General features: G+C 70.3%; 16 protein-coding genes. 6 read left to right on the top strand and 10 right to left on the bottom strand.

What is annotated here, in order from left to right; all coding sequences use genetic code 11:
• Window positions 1-112: 112 nt before the first annotated feature.
• Window positions 113-1723, bottom strand: coding sequence for an FAD-binding oxidoreductase (locus ACFV9T_RS36015; protein ID WP_385446739.1), 1611 nt, complete (start codon window positions 1721-1723; stop codon window positions 113-115).
• Window positions 1724-2108: 385 nt separating this feature from the next.
• Between ACFV9T_RS36015 and ACFV9T_RS36020 the strand changes: the two genes are divergently transcribed.
• Together ACFV9T_RS36020 and ACFV9T_RS36025 are read left to right on the top strand one after the other, a co-directional pair.
• Window positions 2109-3020, top strand: a complete 912-nt coding sequence (locus ACFV9T_RS36020) for a hypothetical protein (protein ID WP_385446740.1) — start codon at window positions 2109-2111, stop codon at window positions 3018-3020.
• Window positions 3021-3183: 163 nt separating this feature from the next.
• Entirely contained in the window at window positions 3184-3423 is a 240-nt protein-coding gene (locus ACFV9T_RS36025) for a hypothetical protein (protein ID WP_385446741.1), read from the top strand.
• Window positions 3424-3478: 55 nt separating this feature from the next.
• On the opposite strand, the gene ACFV9T_RS36030 is transcribed toward ACFV9T_RS36025, so the two are convergent.
• Window positions 3479-3883, bottom strand: coding sequence for a metal-sensitive transcriptional regulator (locus ACFV9T_RS36030; protein WP_385446742.1), 405 nt, complete (start codon window positions 3881-3883; stop codon window positions 3479-3481).
• Window positions 3884-4076: 193 nt separating this feature from the next.
• Between ACFV9T_RS36030 and ACFV9T_RS36035 the strand changes: the two genes are divergently transcribed.
• Window positions 4077-4697, top strand: a complete 621-nt coding sequence (locus ACFV9T_RS36035) for a DUF47 domain-containing protein (RefSeq protein ID WP_385446743.1) — start codon at window positions 4077-4079, stop codon at window positions 4695-4697.
• A gap of 8 nt (window positions 4698-4705) precedes the next feature.
• A complete protein-coding gene (locus tag ACFV9T_RS36040) occupies window positions 4706-5704 on the top strand; it encodes an anion permease (RefSeq protein ID WP_385446744.1) in 999 nt (332 codons plus the stop codon).
• A 155-nt stretch (window positions 5705-5859) separates the two neighbouring features.
• Here the strand turns inward: ACFV9T_RS36040 and pstB are convergent, their stop codons facing one another.
• The 4 genes from pstB to pstS form a co-directional block, all read right to left on the bottom strand.
• A complete protein-coding gene (gene pstB, locus ACFV9T_RS36045) occupies window positions 5860-6636 on the bottom strand; it encodes a phosphate ABC transporter ATP-binding protein PstB (protein WP_385446745.1) in 777 nt (258 codons plus the stop codon).
• 26 nt (window positions 6637-6662) lie between these two features.
• Complete coding sequence (pstA, locus tag ACFV9T_RS36050; protein WP_385446746.1) at window positions 6663-7727, bottom strand: phosphate ABC transporter permease PstA; 1065 nt, start codon at window positions 7725-7727, stop codon at window positions 6663-6665.
• Complete coding sequence (gene pstC / locus ACFV9T_RS36055; protein ID WP_385446747.1) at window positions 7724-8713, bottom strand: phosphate ABC transporter permease subunit PstC; 990 nt, start codon at window positions 8711-8713, stop codon at window positions 7724-7726. Before pstC ends, pstA begins: the two co-directional genes overlap by 4 nt.
• A gap of 119 nt (window positions 8714-8832) precedes the next feature.
• Window positions 8833-9948 carry a phosphate ABC transporter substrate-binding protein PstS gene (gene pstS, locus ACFV9T_RS36060; RefSeq protein ID WP_385446748.1) on the bottom strand — a complete coding sequence of 372 codons (1116 nt, stop codon included), beginning with the start codon at window positions 9946-9948 and terminating at the stop codon, window positions 8833-8835.
• A gap of 453 nt (window positions 9949-10401) precedes the next feature.
• On the opposite strand from pstS, the gene ACFV9T_RS36065 reads away from it, so the two are divergent.
• Complete coding sequence (locus ACFV9T_RS36065; protein WP_385446749.1) at window positions 10402-11454, top strand: NlpC/P60 family protein; 1053 nt, start codon at window positions 10402-10404, stop codon at window positions 11452-11454.
• A 356-nt stretch (window positions 11455-11810) separates the two neighbouring features.
• A complete protein-coding gene (locus ACFV9T_RS36070; protein ID WP_385446750.1) occupies window positions 11811-13043 on the top strand; it encodes a PP2C family protein-serine/threonine phosphatase in 1233 nt (410 codons plus the stop codon).
• Window positions 13044-13064: 21 nt separating this feature from the next.
• Here ACFV9T_RS36070 and ACFV9T_RS36075 read toward each other — a convergent pair whose 3' ends face one another.
• From ACFV9T_RS36075 to ACFV9T_RS36090, 4 genes are all read right to left on the bottom strand, one after another.
• Complete coding sequence (locus ACFV9T_RS36075) at window positions 13065-13415, bottom strand: DUF2516 family protein (RefSeq protein WP_385446751.1); 351 nt, start codon at window positions 13413-13415, stop codon at window positions 13065-13067.
• Window positions 13416-13550: 135 nt separating this feature from the next.
• Window positions 13551-14159 carry a hypothetical protein gene (locus ACFV9T_RS36080; RefSeq protein WP_385446752.1) on the bottom strand — a complete coding sequence of 203 codons (609 nt, stop codon included), beginning with the start codon at window positions 14157-14159 and terminating at the stop codon, window positions 13551-13553.
• 18 nt (window positions 14160-14177) lie between these two features.
• On the bottom strand, window positions 14178-14579 hold the full coding sequence (locus tag ACFV9T_RS36085; RefSeq protein WP_385446753.1) for a helix-turn-helix domain-containing protein: 402 nt from the start codon (window positions 14577-14579) through the stop codon (window positions 14178-14180).
• A gap of 102 nt (window positions 14580-14681) precedes the next feature.
• On the bottom strand, window positions 14682-15608 hold the full coding sequence (locus ACFV9T_RS36090) for a DUF1396 domain-containing protein (protein ID WP_385446754.1): 927 nt from the start codon (window positions 15606-15608) through the stop codon (window positions 14682-14684).
• Window positions 15609-15711 lie beyond the last annotated feature (103 nt).

A 15711-nucleotide genomic window follows, 5' to 3' on the forward strand; every position in this document is an offset into this window, starting at 1 on the left:
GGCGGCGCCGGCAGGCCGCCACAATGCACCGCGCGCCATCAAACCCAAACTACGCCCAGGGCGGCCCGGTCTCCGGGCCCGCCCGCCCTTCGCGTACATCAGGCACGTGCGCTCACAGCGCCTGCGGGAAGTCGAAGAGCCGCTTCGGGTCGTAACGCTTCTTCAGCCGCGCCAGCCGGTCCGCGCCGGAGCCGTAGTACGCCGAGCGCCAGTCCTTGAGGGAGGCGTCGGTGTAGTTCTGGTACGCCGCCCCGGAGGCGTAGCGCCGCATCGCCGTGTGCGCCGCGTCCAGCCAGGCGTTCTGCGGGGTGCCCGTGCCGCCCGCCGCCCAGGACGCGGTGTACTGCGCGAGGAACCGCGAGCGGCGGTGGACGAAGGCGGTGGCTCGCGGGTCGACGCGGTTCACGGCGCCGCCGAGCGCGGTGAGCGCGATGCTGACCGCGCCGCCGCCGCTGGTGCGTCGCCCGAAGCGCTCGACCTGGTCGAGCATCGCGCGCACTCCCGCCTGGCTGAGCGAGCGGTCGAAGAAGTCGGAGCGCGCCGCGTACGTCTCCCGCTTCAGCACCCCGTCGGTGCTGCGGCCGGGCTGGTCGCCGGGGAGATGGCAGCGGGTGGTCGAGGTGTCGCCGCACCCCGCGTACATGCGCATCGCGTCGACGTACCCGCGGCGGCGCAGGGTCACCTGGGAGGCGGGGCCGGGGCCGCCCGGGCCGTCGGCGAGCCGGTCGACCGCGTTCTGCAGATCGCCGTAGGTGCCCAGGGAGAAGCAGCTGATGGAGACGGTGGGGGTGCGGCCGGGGGCGGCCGACAGGTGCAGCGCCGACCAGATCTCGTCGGGCTGGTCCGGGCCCCACTTCTGCCAGGCGCTGAGCACCTTGGCCGCCTTCGACCAGGGCCAGGACATATAGGCGGTGACGCCGTCGCCGGTCTTGCGGGTACGGAAGCGCAGCTCGGTGACGACGCCGAAGTTGCCGCCGCCCGCGCCGCGCAGTGCCCAGAAGAGGTCGGGTTCGCGGTCCCCCGAGACCTGGAGGGTCTTGCCGTCGGCGGTGACGAGGGTCGCGCCGGTGAGGTGGTCGGAGGTGAGTCCGTACGCCCGGGAGACCACGCCGTGGCCTCCGCCGAGGGTGAGTCCTGAGATGCCGACGCTCGGGCAGGAGCCGCCGGGGACGGTGACGCCGCGGGCGCCGAGCCCGGTGTAGACGTCGATGAGCTTGGCGCCGCCGCCGATGCGGGCCTCGCCGGTGGTGGTACGGAGGGAGTCGAGCGCGGAGACGTCGATGACCAGGCGTCCGTCGCCGCTGGAATAACCCGCGTAGCTGTGGCCGCCGTTGCGGATGGCGACGGGGGTGCCCTGGCGCCGGGCGAAGTCCAGACATGCGGCGATGTCGGCCGTATTGCCTATATAAGCGACGGCGGCGGGCCGCAGATGGTCGAAGCGGGTGTTGTACAGGCGCCGTGCGGCGGTGTAGTCGGCGTCGCCGGGGCGCAGCAGGTCGCCGTGCAGCGTCTTGGCGAGCGCGGTCCAGTCGGCGGCCTTCGGCTTGCCCGCGCTCGCCGCGAGCCCGCTGCCGCTCCCGTCCCCGTTCCCGCTGCCCGAGAGGGTGCCGAGGGACGTGCGGCTGCCGGCGGCGTGTCCCGTGGTGGTGCTGCTGCACGCGGCGGCCCAGGTGGCCGTGGAGGCCAGCCCCGCGCTCGCTGCCAGCAGTGTCCGCCGGTTCATGGCGGTGTCCCCTCCCTGTCGACCTTGTCCTACTGGTCGACCGGGCCACCGCAGTTATTGGGTACGCCGCCCGGTCTCCTGGTCAGAGGCCATGCCGGGCTGCGGGGTTGCGTCTGTGGCGGAAGAATGACGGTCCGTCGAGTGGGCGCTGGCGTCGTCGCGGGCCAGGGGCCGGGAGCGGCGGGCCGGACCGGTCCAGCCGCAGGTGCATCGGGCGAGACAGAAGGCCCCCTTCTCCACGGTGGTGGTGTGGGCCTGTTCGGGGCCTATGTCGCCTGAGTCGAGCACATGACCACGCTACCGGGCCGTGACGGGTGGCCGGAACGGGTCGTTAAACGAACAAGTATCAAGGCGTGGACGAGCGTGGCCAGGGGGTCGACGGTCGATGGTGGTTCAGCGGCGCGGTGGAAGGAGACGGGCGAAGGCGGTCGCCGGATGCGTGGCGGGTGGTCTGCTGGCCGGGCTGCTGGCGACCGTCAGCGGCTGCTCGTCCCAGACGGTGGCGGACGAGCGCCCGGGCGGTGCCCCCGGGGCGGCGGCCGCGGTCGCCGTGCTGCGGCAGGCCGCGGACGTGCTGGTGAGTTCCGGGAGTTCACGGGTGCGGACGACCCTGGAGACGGCGACCGGCGGCACCCGGGTGTCGATCGAGGGCAGCGGGGCGTACGACTTCGAGCGGCGGCGCGGGCGGCTGCGGCTGGTGCTGCCGAGGGACGCGACGGGCGCGGCCGAGCACGGTCCGATCACCGAACTGCTGGCACCCGGAGCGCTCTTCATGCGCAACCGCGGCGCGGGCATCCCCAGCGACAAATGGGTACGGGTGGACACCGCGGGCATTCCGGACGGCAATCTGGTCACCGGCGGGGCGACCGATCCGCTGACCGCCGCCGAACTGCTGCGCGGGGTGCGGCGGGCGAGCCTGGTCGGGGAGGTGGGGCTGGACGGTGCCCAGGTGCGGCACTACCGCGGCACCACGGACATCGGCCGGGCGGCCCGGGTGGCCTCGCACGGCGTACGGGGGCCGCTGCGGGCCGCGGCGCGGGGGTTCACCGACTCCCTGGTGCCCTTCGACGCGTATCTGGACGGGCTGGGGCGGCTGCGTGAGGTGCGCCACCGCTTCACCGTGACCAGCGGGGCGAGCGGGGCGAGCGGGGCGCGGCCCGCCGGGAGCGCGGACGGGCGGAGCGCGATGGGGGTCGCCTCGACGACGGTGCTGTACGACTTCGGGGTGGCGGCAGCCGTTCGGCTCCCCAAGCCCGCGGATATCTACACAGGAAAGGTCGGATCGCCTCAGAAGTAGTCGGAGGGGTCCGCTCTCCCCTTCGAAATGGCCCATCCGTGCCATGCGCGGAGTGTGTACCGATCCCTACGCTGGGAAGCCGCTGCTCGAAGGTGCTCGAAGGTGCTCGCAGGAGGAGGTGAAACACGTGGTTGCGCGTCGCGGCTCACCGGGCCCGGACCCCGTGGCCCTCGTCGAGATCGATCTCTACGGTGAATTGATGATCGCTGCAGCGAGCGCGGACGAGGAACGGCTCAGTCCGGACCGCATCGACGAGGTGCTCCGGGTGGAGGCCGACCGGTCGGCTAATCGCTCAGGTGACCGATCGGATTCGGCCAATCGCTCGCAGGGCCGGAAGGCCGGGCGTACGGAGCGGTCGGAGCGTCCGGAGCGTCCGGAAAGCGACGGTCCGGACGCCCGGTAAGCGGGCCCGCCCGGCGGGCCCGCGGCCTCAGGCCCGCCGTCTCAGGTCCGCCGTCTCAGGTCCGCAGCAGCCGGGCGATGGCCGCCGTCGCCTCGGCGACCTTGGCGTCCACCTCGTCCGCTCCTTCGCCGCCCTCCTTGGCCGCGCTCTCGACGGCCGCGCTGGCCACGCAGTGCCGCAGATGCTCCTCGAGCAGCTGGAGGGCGAAGGACTGCAGGGCCTTGGTGCTGGCGGAGACCTGGGTGAGTATGTCGATGCAGTAGACATCCTCTTCGACCATCCGCTGCAGGCCCCTGATCTGGCCCTCGATCCGGCGCAGCCGCTTCAGGTGCTGGTCCTTGTGGTGGGCGTACCCGTGGCCCCCGTGGGTAGGGGAAGCCTGGCCGGACGCCTGGCCGGACGCCTGGCCCCGCTCATCGCCGCCGGTGGGCGCGGTGGTACCGGCTGCCGTGGTGGTCATGGCGTCCTCCCGTTGTTCACTATCGGTGCGCATATACCCCCAGTGGGTATATGGTAACGGCTTTTCCGGCCGAACCGGGCCCCTGTGAAGAGCACACCGCCCGATGGGCGACACTGGGGACGCCGGTTACCGTGGCCGGAAGATGCGCCTAGCATCGTCGAGTCCCCATCCGCCGCTTCCCGAGGATTCCCCAGTGCGCTTTCGTCTGACCCCCAGGGAGACGAGCTTCTACGACATGTTCGCCGCCTCCGCGGACAACATCGTGACCGGCTCCAAGCTCCTGATGGAACTGCTCGGGGCGGACTCCGCCGCTCGTTCCGAGATCGCCGAGCGGATGAGGGCCGCGGAGCACGCTGGAGACGACGCCACGCACGCGATCTTCCATCAGCTGAACTCCTCCTTCATCACGCCGTTCGACCGCGAGGACATCTACTCCCTGGCCTCGTCCCTCGACGACATCATGGACTTCATGGAGGAGGCCGTCGACCTGGTCGTCCTCTACCAGGTCGACGAGCTGCCCAAGGGCGTCGAGCAGCAGATCGAGGTGCTGGCCCGGGCGGCCGAGCTGACCGCCGAGGCGATGCCGAACCTGCGCACCATGACGAACCTCACCGAGTACTGGATCGAGGTCAACCGGCTGGAGAACCAGGCGGACCAGATCCACCGCAAGCTGCTGGCCCACCTCTTCAACGGCAAGTACGACGCCATGGACGTGCTCAAGCTCAAGCAGATCGTGGATGTGCTGGAAGAGGCGGCCGACGCCTTCGAGCATGTGGCCAACACGGTCGAGACCATCGCCGTCAAGGAGTCCTGAGCCCCGGCATGGACACCTTCGCGCTCGTCGTGACCATCGCGGTCGCGCTCTTCTTCACGTACACCAACGGCTTCCACGACTCGGCGAACGCCATCGCCACCTCGGTCTCCACCCGGGCCCTGACCCCGCGGGCCGCGCTCGCGATGGCCGCGGTGATGAACCTCGCCGGTGCCTTCCTGGGCAGCGGGGTCGCCAAGACCGTCAGCGAGGGGCTGATCGCCACCCCGACCGGCAAACAGGGCATGATCATCCTGTTTTCCGCGCTGATCGGCGCGATCGCCTGGAACATGATCACCTGGTACTACGGACTGCCGTCCTCCTCCTCGCACGCCCTGTTCGGCGGCCTGGTGGGCGCGGCGCTCGCCGGTTCCAGCACCGTTCACTGGAGCGGGGTGGTGGAGAAGATCGTCCTCCCGATGGTCCTCTCGCCCCTCATCGGCCTGGTGCTCGGCTACTTCGTCATGGTCGGCATCCTCTGGATGTTCCGGAAGTCCAACCCGCACAAGGCCAAGCGCGGCTTCCGGATAGCCCAGACCGTGTCGGCCGCCGCCATGGCGCTCGGCCACGGTCTCCAGGACGCCCAGAAGACCATGGGTGTGGTGGTGATGGCCCTGGTCATCGGCGGTGTCGAGGATCAGGGGGACGCCATCCCGGTGTGGGTGAAGATCGCCTGCGCCGCGATGCTCTCGCTCGGCACCTACGCGGGCGGCTGGCGCATCATGCGCACCCTGGGCCGCCGGATCATCGAGCTGGACCCGCCGCAGGGCTTCGCCGCCGAGACGACGGCGGCCTCGGTCATGTACACCGCGTCGTTCATGTTCCAGGCGCCGATCTCGACGACGCATGTCATCACCTCGGCGATCATGGGTGTCGGGGCGACCAAGCGCGTGAACGCGGTGCGCTGGGGGGTCGCGAAGAACATCATCCTCGGCTGGTTCATCACCATGCCCGCGGCGGCCGGGGTCGCGGCCCTCAGCTACTGGATCGTGGACCTGGCCTTCGGCTGACCCGCCGAGCCAAGACCCCACCGACCCCCACGACGAGCGGATACGGAGCGGGCCCGCCCCCGGGAGCCAGGGGCGGGCCCTTTTCGTCGTGCGGTGGCACCGCCATGCAGCACCGCAGGACGCCGGTCCTCGCCCGGTGGGCGAGGGGCCTCATGTCAGCCGAAGCGGCCGGAGATGTAGTCCTCGGTCGCCTGGACGGACGGGTTGGAGAAGATCCGCTCGGTCTCGTCGATCTCGATGAGCTTGCCGGGCTGGCCGACACCGGCCAGGTTGAAGAAGGCCGTACGGTCCGAGACGCGCGCCGCCTGCTGCATGTTGTGCGTCACGATGACGATCGTGAAGCGCTCCTTCAGCTCGCCGATCAGGTCCTCGATGGCGAGGGTCGAGATCGGGTCCAGCGCCGAGCAGGGCTCGTCCATCAGCAGCACGTCGGGCTCGACCGCGATGGCGCGGGCGATGCACAGCCGCTGCTGCTGACCGCCGGAGAGCCCGGCGCCCGGCTTGTTCAGCCGGTCCTTGACCTCGTTCCACAGGTTGGCGCCCTTGAGGGACTTCTCGACGACGTCCTGCAGCTCGCTCTTCTTGTACGAGCCGTTCAGCTTGAGCCCGGCCGCCACGTTCTCGAAGATCGACATCGTCGGGAACGGGTTGGGGCGCTGGAAGACCATGCCGACCGTGCGGCGCACGGAGACGGGGTCGACGCCGGAGGCGTACAGGTTCTCGTCGTCGAGCAGCACCTTGCCCTCGACCCGGCCGCCCGGGGTGACCTCGTGCATCCGGTTGAGGGTGCGCAGGAAGGTCGACTTGCCGCAGCCGGAGGGGCCGATGAAGGCGGTCACCGAGCGGGGCTCGACGGTCATCGAGATGTCCTCGATGGCCTTGTGGCTGCCGTAGTAGGCGGTCAGCCCGCTGATGTCGATGCGCTTGGCCATGTGAATCACTTCTCTTCTTCTTGGCCTCAGCGGCCGGTCTTCGGGGCCTTCCAGCGGGCGATGCCGCGGGCCACCAGGTTCAGGATCATGACGAAGGCGATGAGCATGAGCGCCGCGGCCCAGGCGCGGTTGAACGACGCCTCGTTACCGAGCTGCCACTGCTCGTAGATGTAGTACGGCAGCGACGACTGGGCGCCTTCGAAGGGGTTCGGGTTGATCGCCTGGGAGCCGAAGACCAGCAGCACGATGGGGGCGGACTCACCGGCGATACGGGCGACCGCGAGCATCACACCCGTGGTGATCCCGCCGATCGAGGTGGGCAGCACCACCTTGAGGATGGTGCGCCACTTGGGCACGCCCAGCGCGAGCGAGGCCTCGCGCAGCTCGTCCGGGACGAGCTTGAGCATCTCCTCGGTGGAGCGGACCACGATCGGCATCATCAGGATGGCCAGCGCCATGGCGCCCGCGAAGCCGGAGTAGTCGAAGCCCAGGATGATGATCCAGAAGCTGAGGATGAACAGACCGGCCACGATCGACGGGATGCCGGTCATGACGTCGACGAAGAAGGTCACGGCCTTCGCGAGCTGCCCGCGCCCGTACTCCACCAGGTAGACGGCGGTCAGCAAGCCGATCGGGGCCGCGATGAGGGTGGCGATGCCGACCTGCTCCAGGGTGCCGAGGATCGCGTGGTACGCGCCGCCGCCGGGCAGGATCGTCTGGACGCCGTCCATGGAGTGGCTGAGGAAGTAGCCGTCCAGGACGGTCTTGCCGCGGTTGACGGTCTCCCAGATCAGGGAGAACAGCGGGACGATCGCGATCAGGAAGCAGAGCCACACCAGGCTGGTGGCCAGCTGGTTCTTGGCCTGTCGGCCGCCCTCGACCGCGGCCGTGACGCCGTAGGAGAGGACGACGAAGAGCAGCGCGGCGATCAGGCCCCACTGGATGGTGTTGCCCAGGCCCGCGGCGGTGCCGATGCCGACGCCCGCGGCGATCGCGACGGCGGCCAGTCCCAGCGGTGCCCAGCGGGGCAGCCGCGCCTGCTGGAGGGCGGCCGCGCGCGGCGTGTTGGTGTCGGTGGTCGTGTCGCTCATGCTGCGGTCCCCGAGTACTCCTTGCGGCGGGCGATGATCATTCGCGCGGCGCCGTTCACCAGCAGGGTGATGACGAACAGGACCAGACCGGAGGCGATGAGCGCGTCACGCCCGTTGCCGTTCGCCTCCTTGAAGTGGCTGGCGATGTTCTGCGCGAAGGTGCCGCCGCCCGGGTCCAGCAGGCTGACGTTGATCAGGTAGCTGGGGGAGAGCACGGTGGCGACCGCCATGGTCTCGCCCAGCGCGCGGCCGAGGCCGAGCATCGAGGCGCTGATGATGCCGGAGCGGCCGAAGGGGAGGACCGACATGCGGACGACTTCCCAGCGGGTCGCGCCGAGCGCGAGCGCCGCCTCCTCGTGCATCTTCGGGACCTGCCGGAACACCTCGCGGCTCACGCTGGTGACGATCGGCAGAATCATGATCGCCAGCAGGATGCCGACGGTGAACAGCGACCGCGCGGCGCCGCCCTCGTAGGAGAGGACGCCGGTGAAGCCCAGGTACTTGTCCATCCAGGTGTACAGACCCGTCAGGTGCGGCACCAGGAAGAGCGCGCCCCACAGGCCGTAGACGATGCTGGGGACCGCGGCGAGCAGGTCGATCACGTACGCGACCGGGGTGGCCAGGCGGCGCGGGGCGTAATGCGAGATGAACAGCGCGATGCCGACGGCGATCGGGACCGCGAGCACCATCGCGATGATCGAGCTGACGACCGTACCGAAGGCGAGCACCGCGATGCCGAAGCGCATCGGCGTCGTGCCGGTGCTCCACTCGAAGGCGGTGAGGAAGTTCGCCTCGTCCTTGGAGATCGCGATGGCGGCGCGGTACGCGAGGAAGACCGCGATGGCCGCCATGATCACCAGGAGGGCGATCCCGGAGCCCCGGGAGAGGCCGAGGAAGATCTTGTCACCGGCCCGGCCGGTGGAGCGGGTCGCGACCTTGGGCGGTGACCCGGCGGATGAGGATGTGGGTTCTATATCCGTTTTCATGGGTTCTCCGGTCTGCGGAGCCGGATGGGGTGTGGCTCCTGGTGCGGCGGTGCACCGGACGGTGCGGCCTGCTCTGCCCCGGCCGGTCGGCCGAGGCGGAACAGGCCGCACTCTTCAGGTCAGGAGAGGCTGGAAACGCTCTCGCGGACCTTCTTGGCGATCGCGTCGGGCAGCGGGGCGTAGCCCAGCTCCTTGAGCGCGGACTGGCCGCCCTCGCTCGCCGCGTAGTTCAGGAAGGACTTGGTGGCCGCGAGGGTGCCGGCCTTGTTGCCCTTGTCGCAGGCGATCTCGTAGGTGACCAGCGTGATCGGGTAGGCGCCGGCCGCCTTGGTGTCGTACGCCAGGTCGAGGGCCTGGTCCTTGCCGGTGCCCTTCGGCTTGGCCTCGGCGATGGCCTTGGAGGCGTTCTCGACGGTGGCCGGGACGGGCTGCGAGGCGCCGGTGTCCAGGTCGACGGTCTTGATGCTGTTGGCGGTCGCGTACGACAGCTCGAAGTACGAGATCGATCCGGGGACCTGCTTGACCTGCGAGGAGACACCGGAGGAACCGTCGGCGGACTGGCCGCCCTTGCCCTCCCACGCCTTGCCCGGCTCGTGCGGCCACGCCTTCGGGGCGGAGGCCTTCAGGTACTTGGTGAAGTTGTCGGTGGTGCCGGACTCGTCCGAGCGGTGGAAGGCCTGGATCTTGAGGCTCGGCAGCTTGACGCCCTTGTTGAGCGCCTTGATCGCGGGGTCGTCCCACGTCTTGATGTCCGAGTTGAAGATCTTGGCCAGCGTCTCGGCGTCGAGTGTCAGCTTGTCCACGCCGGGGACGTTGAAGCCGACCGCGATCGGGCCGCCGACCATCGGCAGGTTGATCCCCTGGCCGCCCTTGCAGATCTTCTTCGAGGACGCGACCTCTTCGGGCTTGAGCGCCGAGTCGGAGCCCGCGAAGGCGGTCTTGCCCTGCAGCCACTCCTGGATGCCCGCGCCGGAGCCGGTGGCCTTGTAGTTGAGCTTGACGTCCTTACAGGCCGCGCCGTAGTTCTTCGTCCACAGGTCCATGGCGTTCTTCTGCGCGGACGAGCCGGAGGCCAGCAGCTGCCCCTTGCCATCGCACTTGATGTCGCCGGTGGACTGGGCGCCACCGCCGCCGGTGTTGTTGTCCGAACCGCACGCGGTCAGGACGAAGGCGCCGGACAGGGCGAGGGCACCGGCGGCGATGGCGCGAAGCCGGTTGTTGCGCTGAAGCTTCACTTTCGGAGATTCCTTCCAGAAGCCGCCGGTGGGGACGGCGCGCGAACGTGTGGTGCGCAGGGACGGATGTGCGCTGGGCGCGAGTCCGGGCATGGGGCTCGGCACGCACTCAGTAGGGCTGAAATTAGGCAGATCAGATGAAGCGACCGAAGGGGAAGAGTTAACGAGCGGTGAACCTCGGCCGTCAGTGTGGTGGCCGGGTAACGGCTGGGTCACGGCGTGGTCGCGGTCCGGCCTCCGCTCGCTCTGTCGCCTTCCCTCCGCTTCTCTCCGCTTTTGATCGCCTACGTCTACTTTCGTCCTCTCGAAACCCCGGATCGCGTCGCGTGCGCGGCCGACCGGCGCGTGGCTCTGTCGGATTGAGGTACGGCATGTCACTATCCGTCCCTACCTGGACGAGAGGAGGCCGGTGGGGTGAGTCGGGACGGGAGAGGGAGGGGTGCGGGCGCCGCCGTGGCCGCCGCGCTGGTCTGCGCGCTGGGAGCGCCGGCCGCACCCGGGACGGCGTACGCCGCGCCCGGTGAACCGGAACCGAAGGCGGACGGCTCGGGCGGCACCGCCTCGGGCGCCGGTCGGCTGGAGAAGGTCCGCTCCGATGTGGACCGCCTCTACCGGCAAGCGGAATCAGCCACCGACGCGTACAACCTGGCGCGGGAGAAACAGACGCGCCAGGAGAAGTCGATCGTGAGGATCGCGCGGGCCGTGGTGAAGGCGCAGGAGGAGATGACCGGGTTACGGGAGCGCGCCGGGGCGCTGGCGCGGGCCCAGTACCGCCGCGGCGGGATGCCGCCCGAGGCGCGGCTGCTGCTGGGCGACAACCCCAGCGGCTTCCTCGACGGCTTCACCCTCGCGCGCAAGGGCGAGAAGGCGGCCCGCGGGCTGATGAACCGGCTGGAGCGCACGCAGACGGCGCTCGACCGCTACGCCGACTCCGCCTCCCAGGAGTGGGAGCGGCTCGACCGGAGCCGGGCGAGGAAGGCGGCGGCAAGGGCGGAGATCACCGAGAAGCTCGCCCGGGCCCGGCGGCTGGAGTCGCGGCTGGAGGGCAAGGAGCGGGACCGGCTGCGGCGGCTCCAGGAGGAGCGGGACCGGGCATCCCAGAACAAATGGCTCAAGACCGGCATACTGCGGGACGTTGGCGGACGCTCAAGCTCCGTCGGGCGCCGCGCGATCGACTTCGCGACGGCCCAGATCGGCAAGGCCTACGTATGGGGCGCGGTCGGCCCGGACGGCTACGACTGCTCGGGGCTGACCCAGCGGGCCTGGGCCTCGGCCGGGCGGTCCATCCCCCGGACCTCACAGGAGCAGTGGCGGCTGCTGCCGAAGGTGGACACCGCGCGGATGCGCCCCGGTGACCTGGTCATCTACTTCAAGGACGCCAGCCACGTGGGGATGTACGTGGGCGACGGCGCGATCGTCCACGCCCCGCGCCCGGGCCGCCAGATCACCCTGGCGGGGGCGGGGTCGATGCCGATCCTGGGCGTGGTGCGCCCGGACGGCTCCTGATTCGGGCAGTTTTCACGCGCCGGGAGTCATTCGCCTGTTATGTCCGCCCCGCCCCGGTGTGGTTGGGGCGGGAATCGCGGTATCCGTGTGCGGTTCCACAAAAGGGCGAGGAGTTCGCGTGACGTTTGTCATCCCGGCCCCTGCCCGGATTCCCCCAAGTCGCCCGGGGCGTGGGGCATATGACAAAAGTGGCGTCCGGGAGGTCATTCCACGGGGCCCGGACCGAGCGCTAAAGTCGCCTGGCAGTATTCGGCTTGCATGCCCTGAAACCGACCAGTCGGTGTGTGAGCCGGTTCGTGCGGTCCGCCGGTCGGCGGCGGGCGCCGCGCCCTCGGGGGGAGGGAAGGAATCGAGCGATGTCCGTACCCGTGCCGAGGCAGCGGGAGGCACTGGCCACCGAGGACCGGCCGGCCGCCCTGCCCGACAGCGGGCTCACCCTGCTGGTGATCGAGGACGATCCGGCCGGCGCCTTCAACGTCCCCGAGATGCTGGACACCGAGGGCAACCGGGTCCGTATCCGTACGGCCCGTAACCTCACCGAGGCCTCCCGGCTGCTCACCGACGGGGTGCAGTGCATCCTGCTCGACCTTGCCCTGCCCGGCCCCGAGCACGAGGCCGAGGACGCGCTCGACACGCTGCGCTCCGTACTGAAGCTCGCGCCCACCCAGGCCGTCCTGGTCCTCACCGCCGAGGACGACGCCGAGCGCGCCGCCGAGGCGGTCCGGGTCGGGGCGCAGGACTTCCTCTTCCGCGGCGAGCTGGACGGCCGCATCCTCAGCCGCGCCATCCGGTACGCGGTCGAGCGAAAACGGTCCGACCTCGCACAGCGCCAGCTCACCGAGTCCCGGCTGCGCGCCCAGGAGAACGCCCGGCTGGAGCGCGGGCTGCTCCCCACGCCGCTGCTCCAGGGCTCCGGACTGCGCTTCGCCGCCCGTTACCGGCCCGGCCGCAGCCGGGCCCTGCTCGGCGGCGACTTCTACGACACCGTCCGCACCCCGGACGGCACCGTGCACGCGATGATCGGCGACGTCTGCGGCCACGGCCCCGACGAGGCCGCCCTCGGCGTGGAGCTGCGGATCGCCTGGCGCGCCCTGACGTTCGCCGGGCTCTGCGGCGACCAGCTGCTCGGCACCCTGCAGCAGGTGCTGGAGAACGAGCGCCCGGACGACGAGATCTTCGCGACCCTCTGCACCGTCGACATCGCCCCGGACGGCAGGCGGGCCGGGGTCTGCCTCGCCGGGCACCCCTCACCGCTGGCCGTACGGCCCGGAATGGCGCCCCGGCTGCTGCCCACGGACGAGAACGGCCCCGCGCTCGGCCTGCTGCCGCACGCCCGCTGGCCGCGCCGCCAGGTCGAGCTGGGCGGCGCCTGGAGCCTGATGATGTACACCGACGGGCTGATCGAGGGCCGCGTCGGGACCGGGGCGCAGCGGCTCGGCCAGGAGGGAATGGTCGAGATCGTCGCCCGTCAGATGGCGACCGGGCTGCGCGGCGAGGAGCTGCTGGACGCCACGGTCACCGAGGTGCGCGCGCTGAACGGCGGCGAGCTGACGGACGACCTGGCCGTGCTCCTGCTGGACCGCGGCTGAGGCGCCGCCCCGCTCGCGCCGCTACCGGCCGCCGTTGTAGGGCCCGTACGGCCCGTCCGAGCTGGAACCGCGGCCGCCGCCGGGCCAGCCGCGGCCACCGCCGGAGATCTGCCGCAGCGCGGGTCGTACGTCGACCATGTACACGATCGTCGCGATCAGCCCGATGATCGGTAGGAAGCTCATGATGCCCATGAAGAAGTTCACCGCGGCCGCGAGCCCCAGGATGATCATCCAGAACGGCTTGGTCTGCTTGTCCGCGGCCTTGTAGGCGTCCTGGCGGCGGATCACCGAGTCGACGAAGGCGAACAGGCTGAACAGGAGAAGGCCCCAGGAGACCCAGTACAGCAACTCGCCGAAACCTTGCACCAGCACGCTGTCCACCGCCTAGAAGAGACGCTGAGAGATAAGAAGAGGGATGAGCGTTACGGGCCACCGTACCCGCTGACGGGGCCGGGCACGCCACGTGCGTACCCGGCCCCTTTGTGCGCCCCCGACAAAACCCTGACCTCAGTGGGACGGCTTGCTGGGGTCCGTCTTCTTGGCGGTGGCGGTGGTGGTCTTCTTGGCCGGGGCCTTCTTCGCCGGGGCGGCCGGCTTGGCCGTGGCCTTCGGGGCCTCCTTGGAGGAGTCCACCGAGACCGGCTGCGCCGGAGCCTTCGGCTGGTTCTTCTCCTCCGCCGGCTCGATCGCCGAGGCGATGTCGACGACCTCGTCGGCCGCCTCGCCGCGCCAGGTCTTCACGACCTCCTGGCCGTGCTCGGCGACCTCGTCGTACCGCTCCCGCGCCTTGACGGCCAGCTCGGCGGCGCGGCCGACGCCCTGGAGGGCCAGGTCCTGCGCCGAGTCCCGGAGCCGCTTGAGGTCGGTGTCCAGGGAGCCCAGCACCTCGTTCAGCTTGCCCTGGGCGTCCTTCGCCTGCTGGGTGACCCGGTCCTGAACGGCCTTCGGGTCGGTGTTGCGCACCTGGTTGAAGCGGTCGGGGGCCTCCGCGACGATCTTCTCGACCAGCGTCGGCACCTCCCTGAGCTTCTGGGCGGCGAGGTCGGCCGTGCCCGCCACGAAGTAGAGCGGGGTCGGGTCGGTGAGGGTCTTGCGTACGTCGTCGGTGATGGCCATGGTGCTGGTCCTCCCGGATCAGTTCGAGGGTGTGGCGACGTCGGCGTCGGCGGGGGTGTCGTCCGAGGCGATCCCGTGTCCGTTCTCCTTGCGGAAGGAGTCGTAGATCTGGAGCAGCACCTGCTTCTGCCGCTCGTTGATCGTGGGATCGGCGAGTATCACGCTGCGCACCTCGGTCTCTTCCCGATCGCGCTCATCGAGGATCCCCGCCTGTACGTACAGGGTCTCGGCGGATATCCGCAGCGCCTTCGCGAGCTGCTGGAGGATCTCCGCGCTCGGCTTGCGCAGACCGCGCTCGATCTGGCTGAGGTACGGGTTGGACACCCCGGCGGCGTCGGCCAGCTGCCGCAGCGAGAGCTGGGCATTGCGCCGCTGCTCCCGCAGGAAGTCGCCGAGGTTGCCGACGTTCAGTGATGCCATGTCTTCGATGCTGCACCAGGAGTGCTAACTATTGCAAGCAAGGTGCTTGCAAGAGTGGCGTGTGCCACGTGACGCCGGGCCGTCGCGCGGCACACGCGGGTGTCAGCTCTGGGCGCTCCGGGTCAAGTCGGACAGGTTGAAGGTCTCGCTCGCGGGCGGGGCCTGCACGATGATCGGCTTGTTGATGTCCAGGAAGGTCATCGTCACATCGAGGCGGCCCTTGTCGGCGTCGCCGCGCATGCGGAAGCGCTTGGTGTGGCTGTCCTGGTCGATCCACATGTCCATGTCCAGGCGGTCGATGCCCGACTCCTCGTACGTCTTGAGGGCCTTCTCGCGGCTCGCGCGCTTCGTGGGCTTCTCGTCCTTGAGGCTCGCGCGCATCTGGTCGACGGTGACCGTGCCGCGGTAGTGGGTGGTCCGGACGCCGTCGACGGTCTCGGAGCCGATCCGGCGCAGATCGTCGGCGTCGGAGAGGAAGGCGGACTCGTCGGCCGGATTGGTCTTCGCCCGGCCCGTGAGCGAGCCCGCGCCCCGGGAGGCGGAACCGCGCTTCTCCAGCTCCTTGGCGTCCAGCGCGAGCCAGCGCTTGCCGTCCAGCTCGGGGAGGTCGCTGTCGCCGCCCATCCCGGCGGCCACCGCGCTGCCGCCGAGGTACATCACGCCGCCGGTGAGCCGGTACTCCACCGTCCCCGCCTTGCCCCCGTCGAGCGCGCGCATCTTCATCCGGGCCACGGGTGGGTCGAAGGCCATCGCGCCCTCGCCCTCGACGCGTCCCTCGTCGAGGGTCTGGCCGGTCATCCGGTAGCGGAGCGAGGTCAGCTTGTCCGTCTTCTTCGCCGCCGCCCGCACGGCCGCCGCCGGTGCCATGCGCGGCTCCTTCTCCTTCGCCGCCCGGTGCGCGCGCTTGCCGCCGCCGGACTCCGCCGAGCCGCACCCCACCGCCCCGGCGCACAGCAGTACGGCGGCGAGTGCCGCGGCCCCCGCGCTGTGGCGCCTGTTGTTCGGTCCGGTGCGCACGAAGATGCCCATATACCCCACCCCTTATGGAACTTGTGTTCGTTCCTGATCGATGTCGGGACATTAGCGCACGGGCGCGGAACCGGGTGCGGCATTTGCCGTCGCCTCGTTGTCA

Source organism: Streptomyces sp. NPDC059850, assembly GCF_042731515.1.
Taxonomy (GTDB): domain Bacteria; phylum Actinomycetota; class Actinomycetes; order Streptomycetales; family Streptomycetaceae; genus Streptomyces.

What these genes read in the sequence shown, in the direction of transcription:
- ACFV9T_RS36015 (WP_385446739.1), bottom strand. Translation starts at nt 1,723, where the DNA reads ATGAACCGGCGGACACTGCTGGCAGCGAGCGCGGGGCTGGCCTCCACG.
- ACFV9T_RS36020 (WP_385446740.1), top strand. Translation starts at nt 2,109, where the DNA reads ATGGTGGTTCAGCGGCGCGGTGGAAGGAGACGGGCGAAGGCGGTCGCC.
- ACFV9T_RS36030 (WP_385446742.1), bottom strand. Translation starts at nt 3,883, where the DNA reads ATGACCACCACGGCAGCCGGTACCACCGCGCCCACCGGCGGCGATGAG.
- ACFV9T_RS36040 (WP_385446744.1), top strand. Translation starts at nt 4,706, where the DNA reads ATGGACACCTTCGCGCTCGTCGTGACCATCGCGGTCGCGCTCTTCTTC.
- pstB (WP_385446745.1), bottom strand. Translation starts at nt 6,636, where the DNA reads ATGGCCAAGCGCATCGACATCAGCGGGCTGACCGCCTACTACGGCAGC.
- pstA (WP_385446746.1), bottom strand. Translation starts at nt 7,727, where the DNA reads ATGAGCGACACGACCACCGACACCAACACGCCGCGCGCGGCCGCCCTC.
- pstC (WP_385446747.1), bottom strand. Translation starts at nt 8,713, where the DNA reads ATGAAAACGGATATAGAACCCACATCCTCATCCGCCGGGTCACCGCCC.
- ACFV9T_RS36070 (WP_385446750.1), top strand. Translation starts at nt 11,811, where the DNA reads ATGTCCGTACCCGTGCCGAGGCAGCGGGAGGCACTGGCCACCGAGGAC.
- ACFV9T_RS36080 (WP_385446752.1), bottom strand. Translation starts at nt 14,159, where the DNA reads ATGGCCATCACCGACGACGTACGCAAGACCCTCACCGACCCGACCCCG.
- ACFV9T_RS36085 (WP_385446753.1), bottom strand. Translation starts at nt 14,579, where the DNA reads ATGGCATCACTGAACGTCGGCAACCTCGGCGACTTCCTGCGGGAGCAG.
- ACFV9T_RS36090 (WP_385446754.1), bottom strand. Translation starts at nt 15,608, where the DNA reads ATGGGCATCTTCGTGCGCACCGGACCGAACAACAGGCGCCACAGCGCG.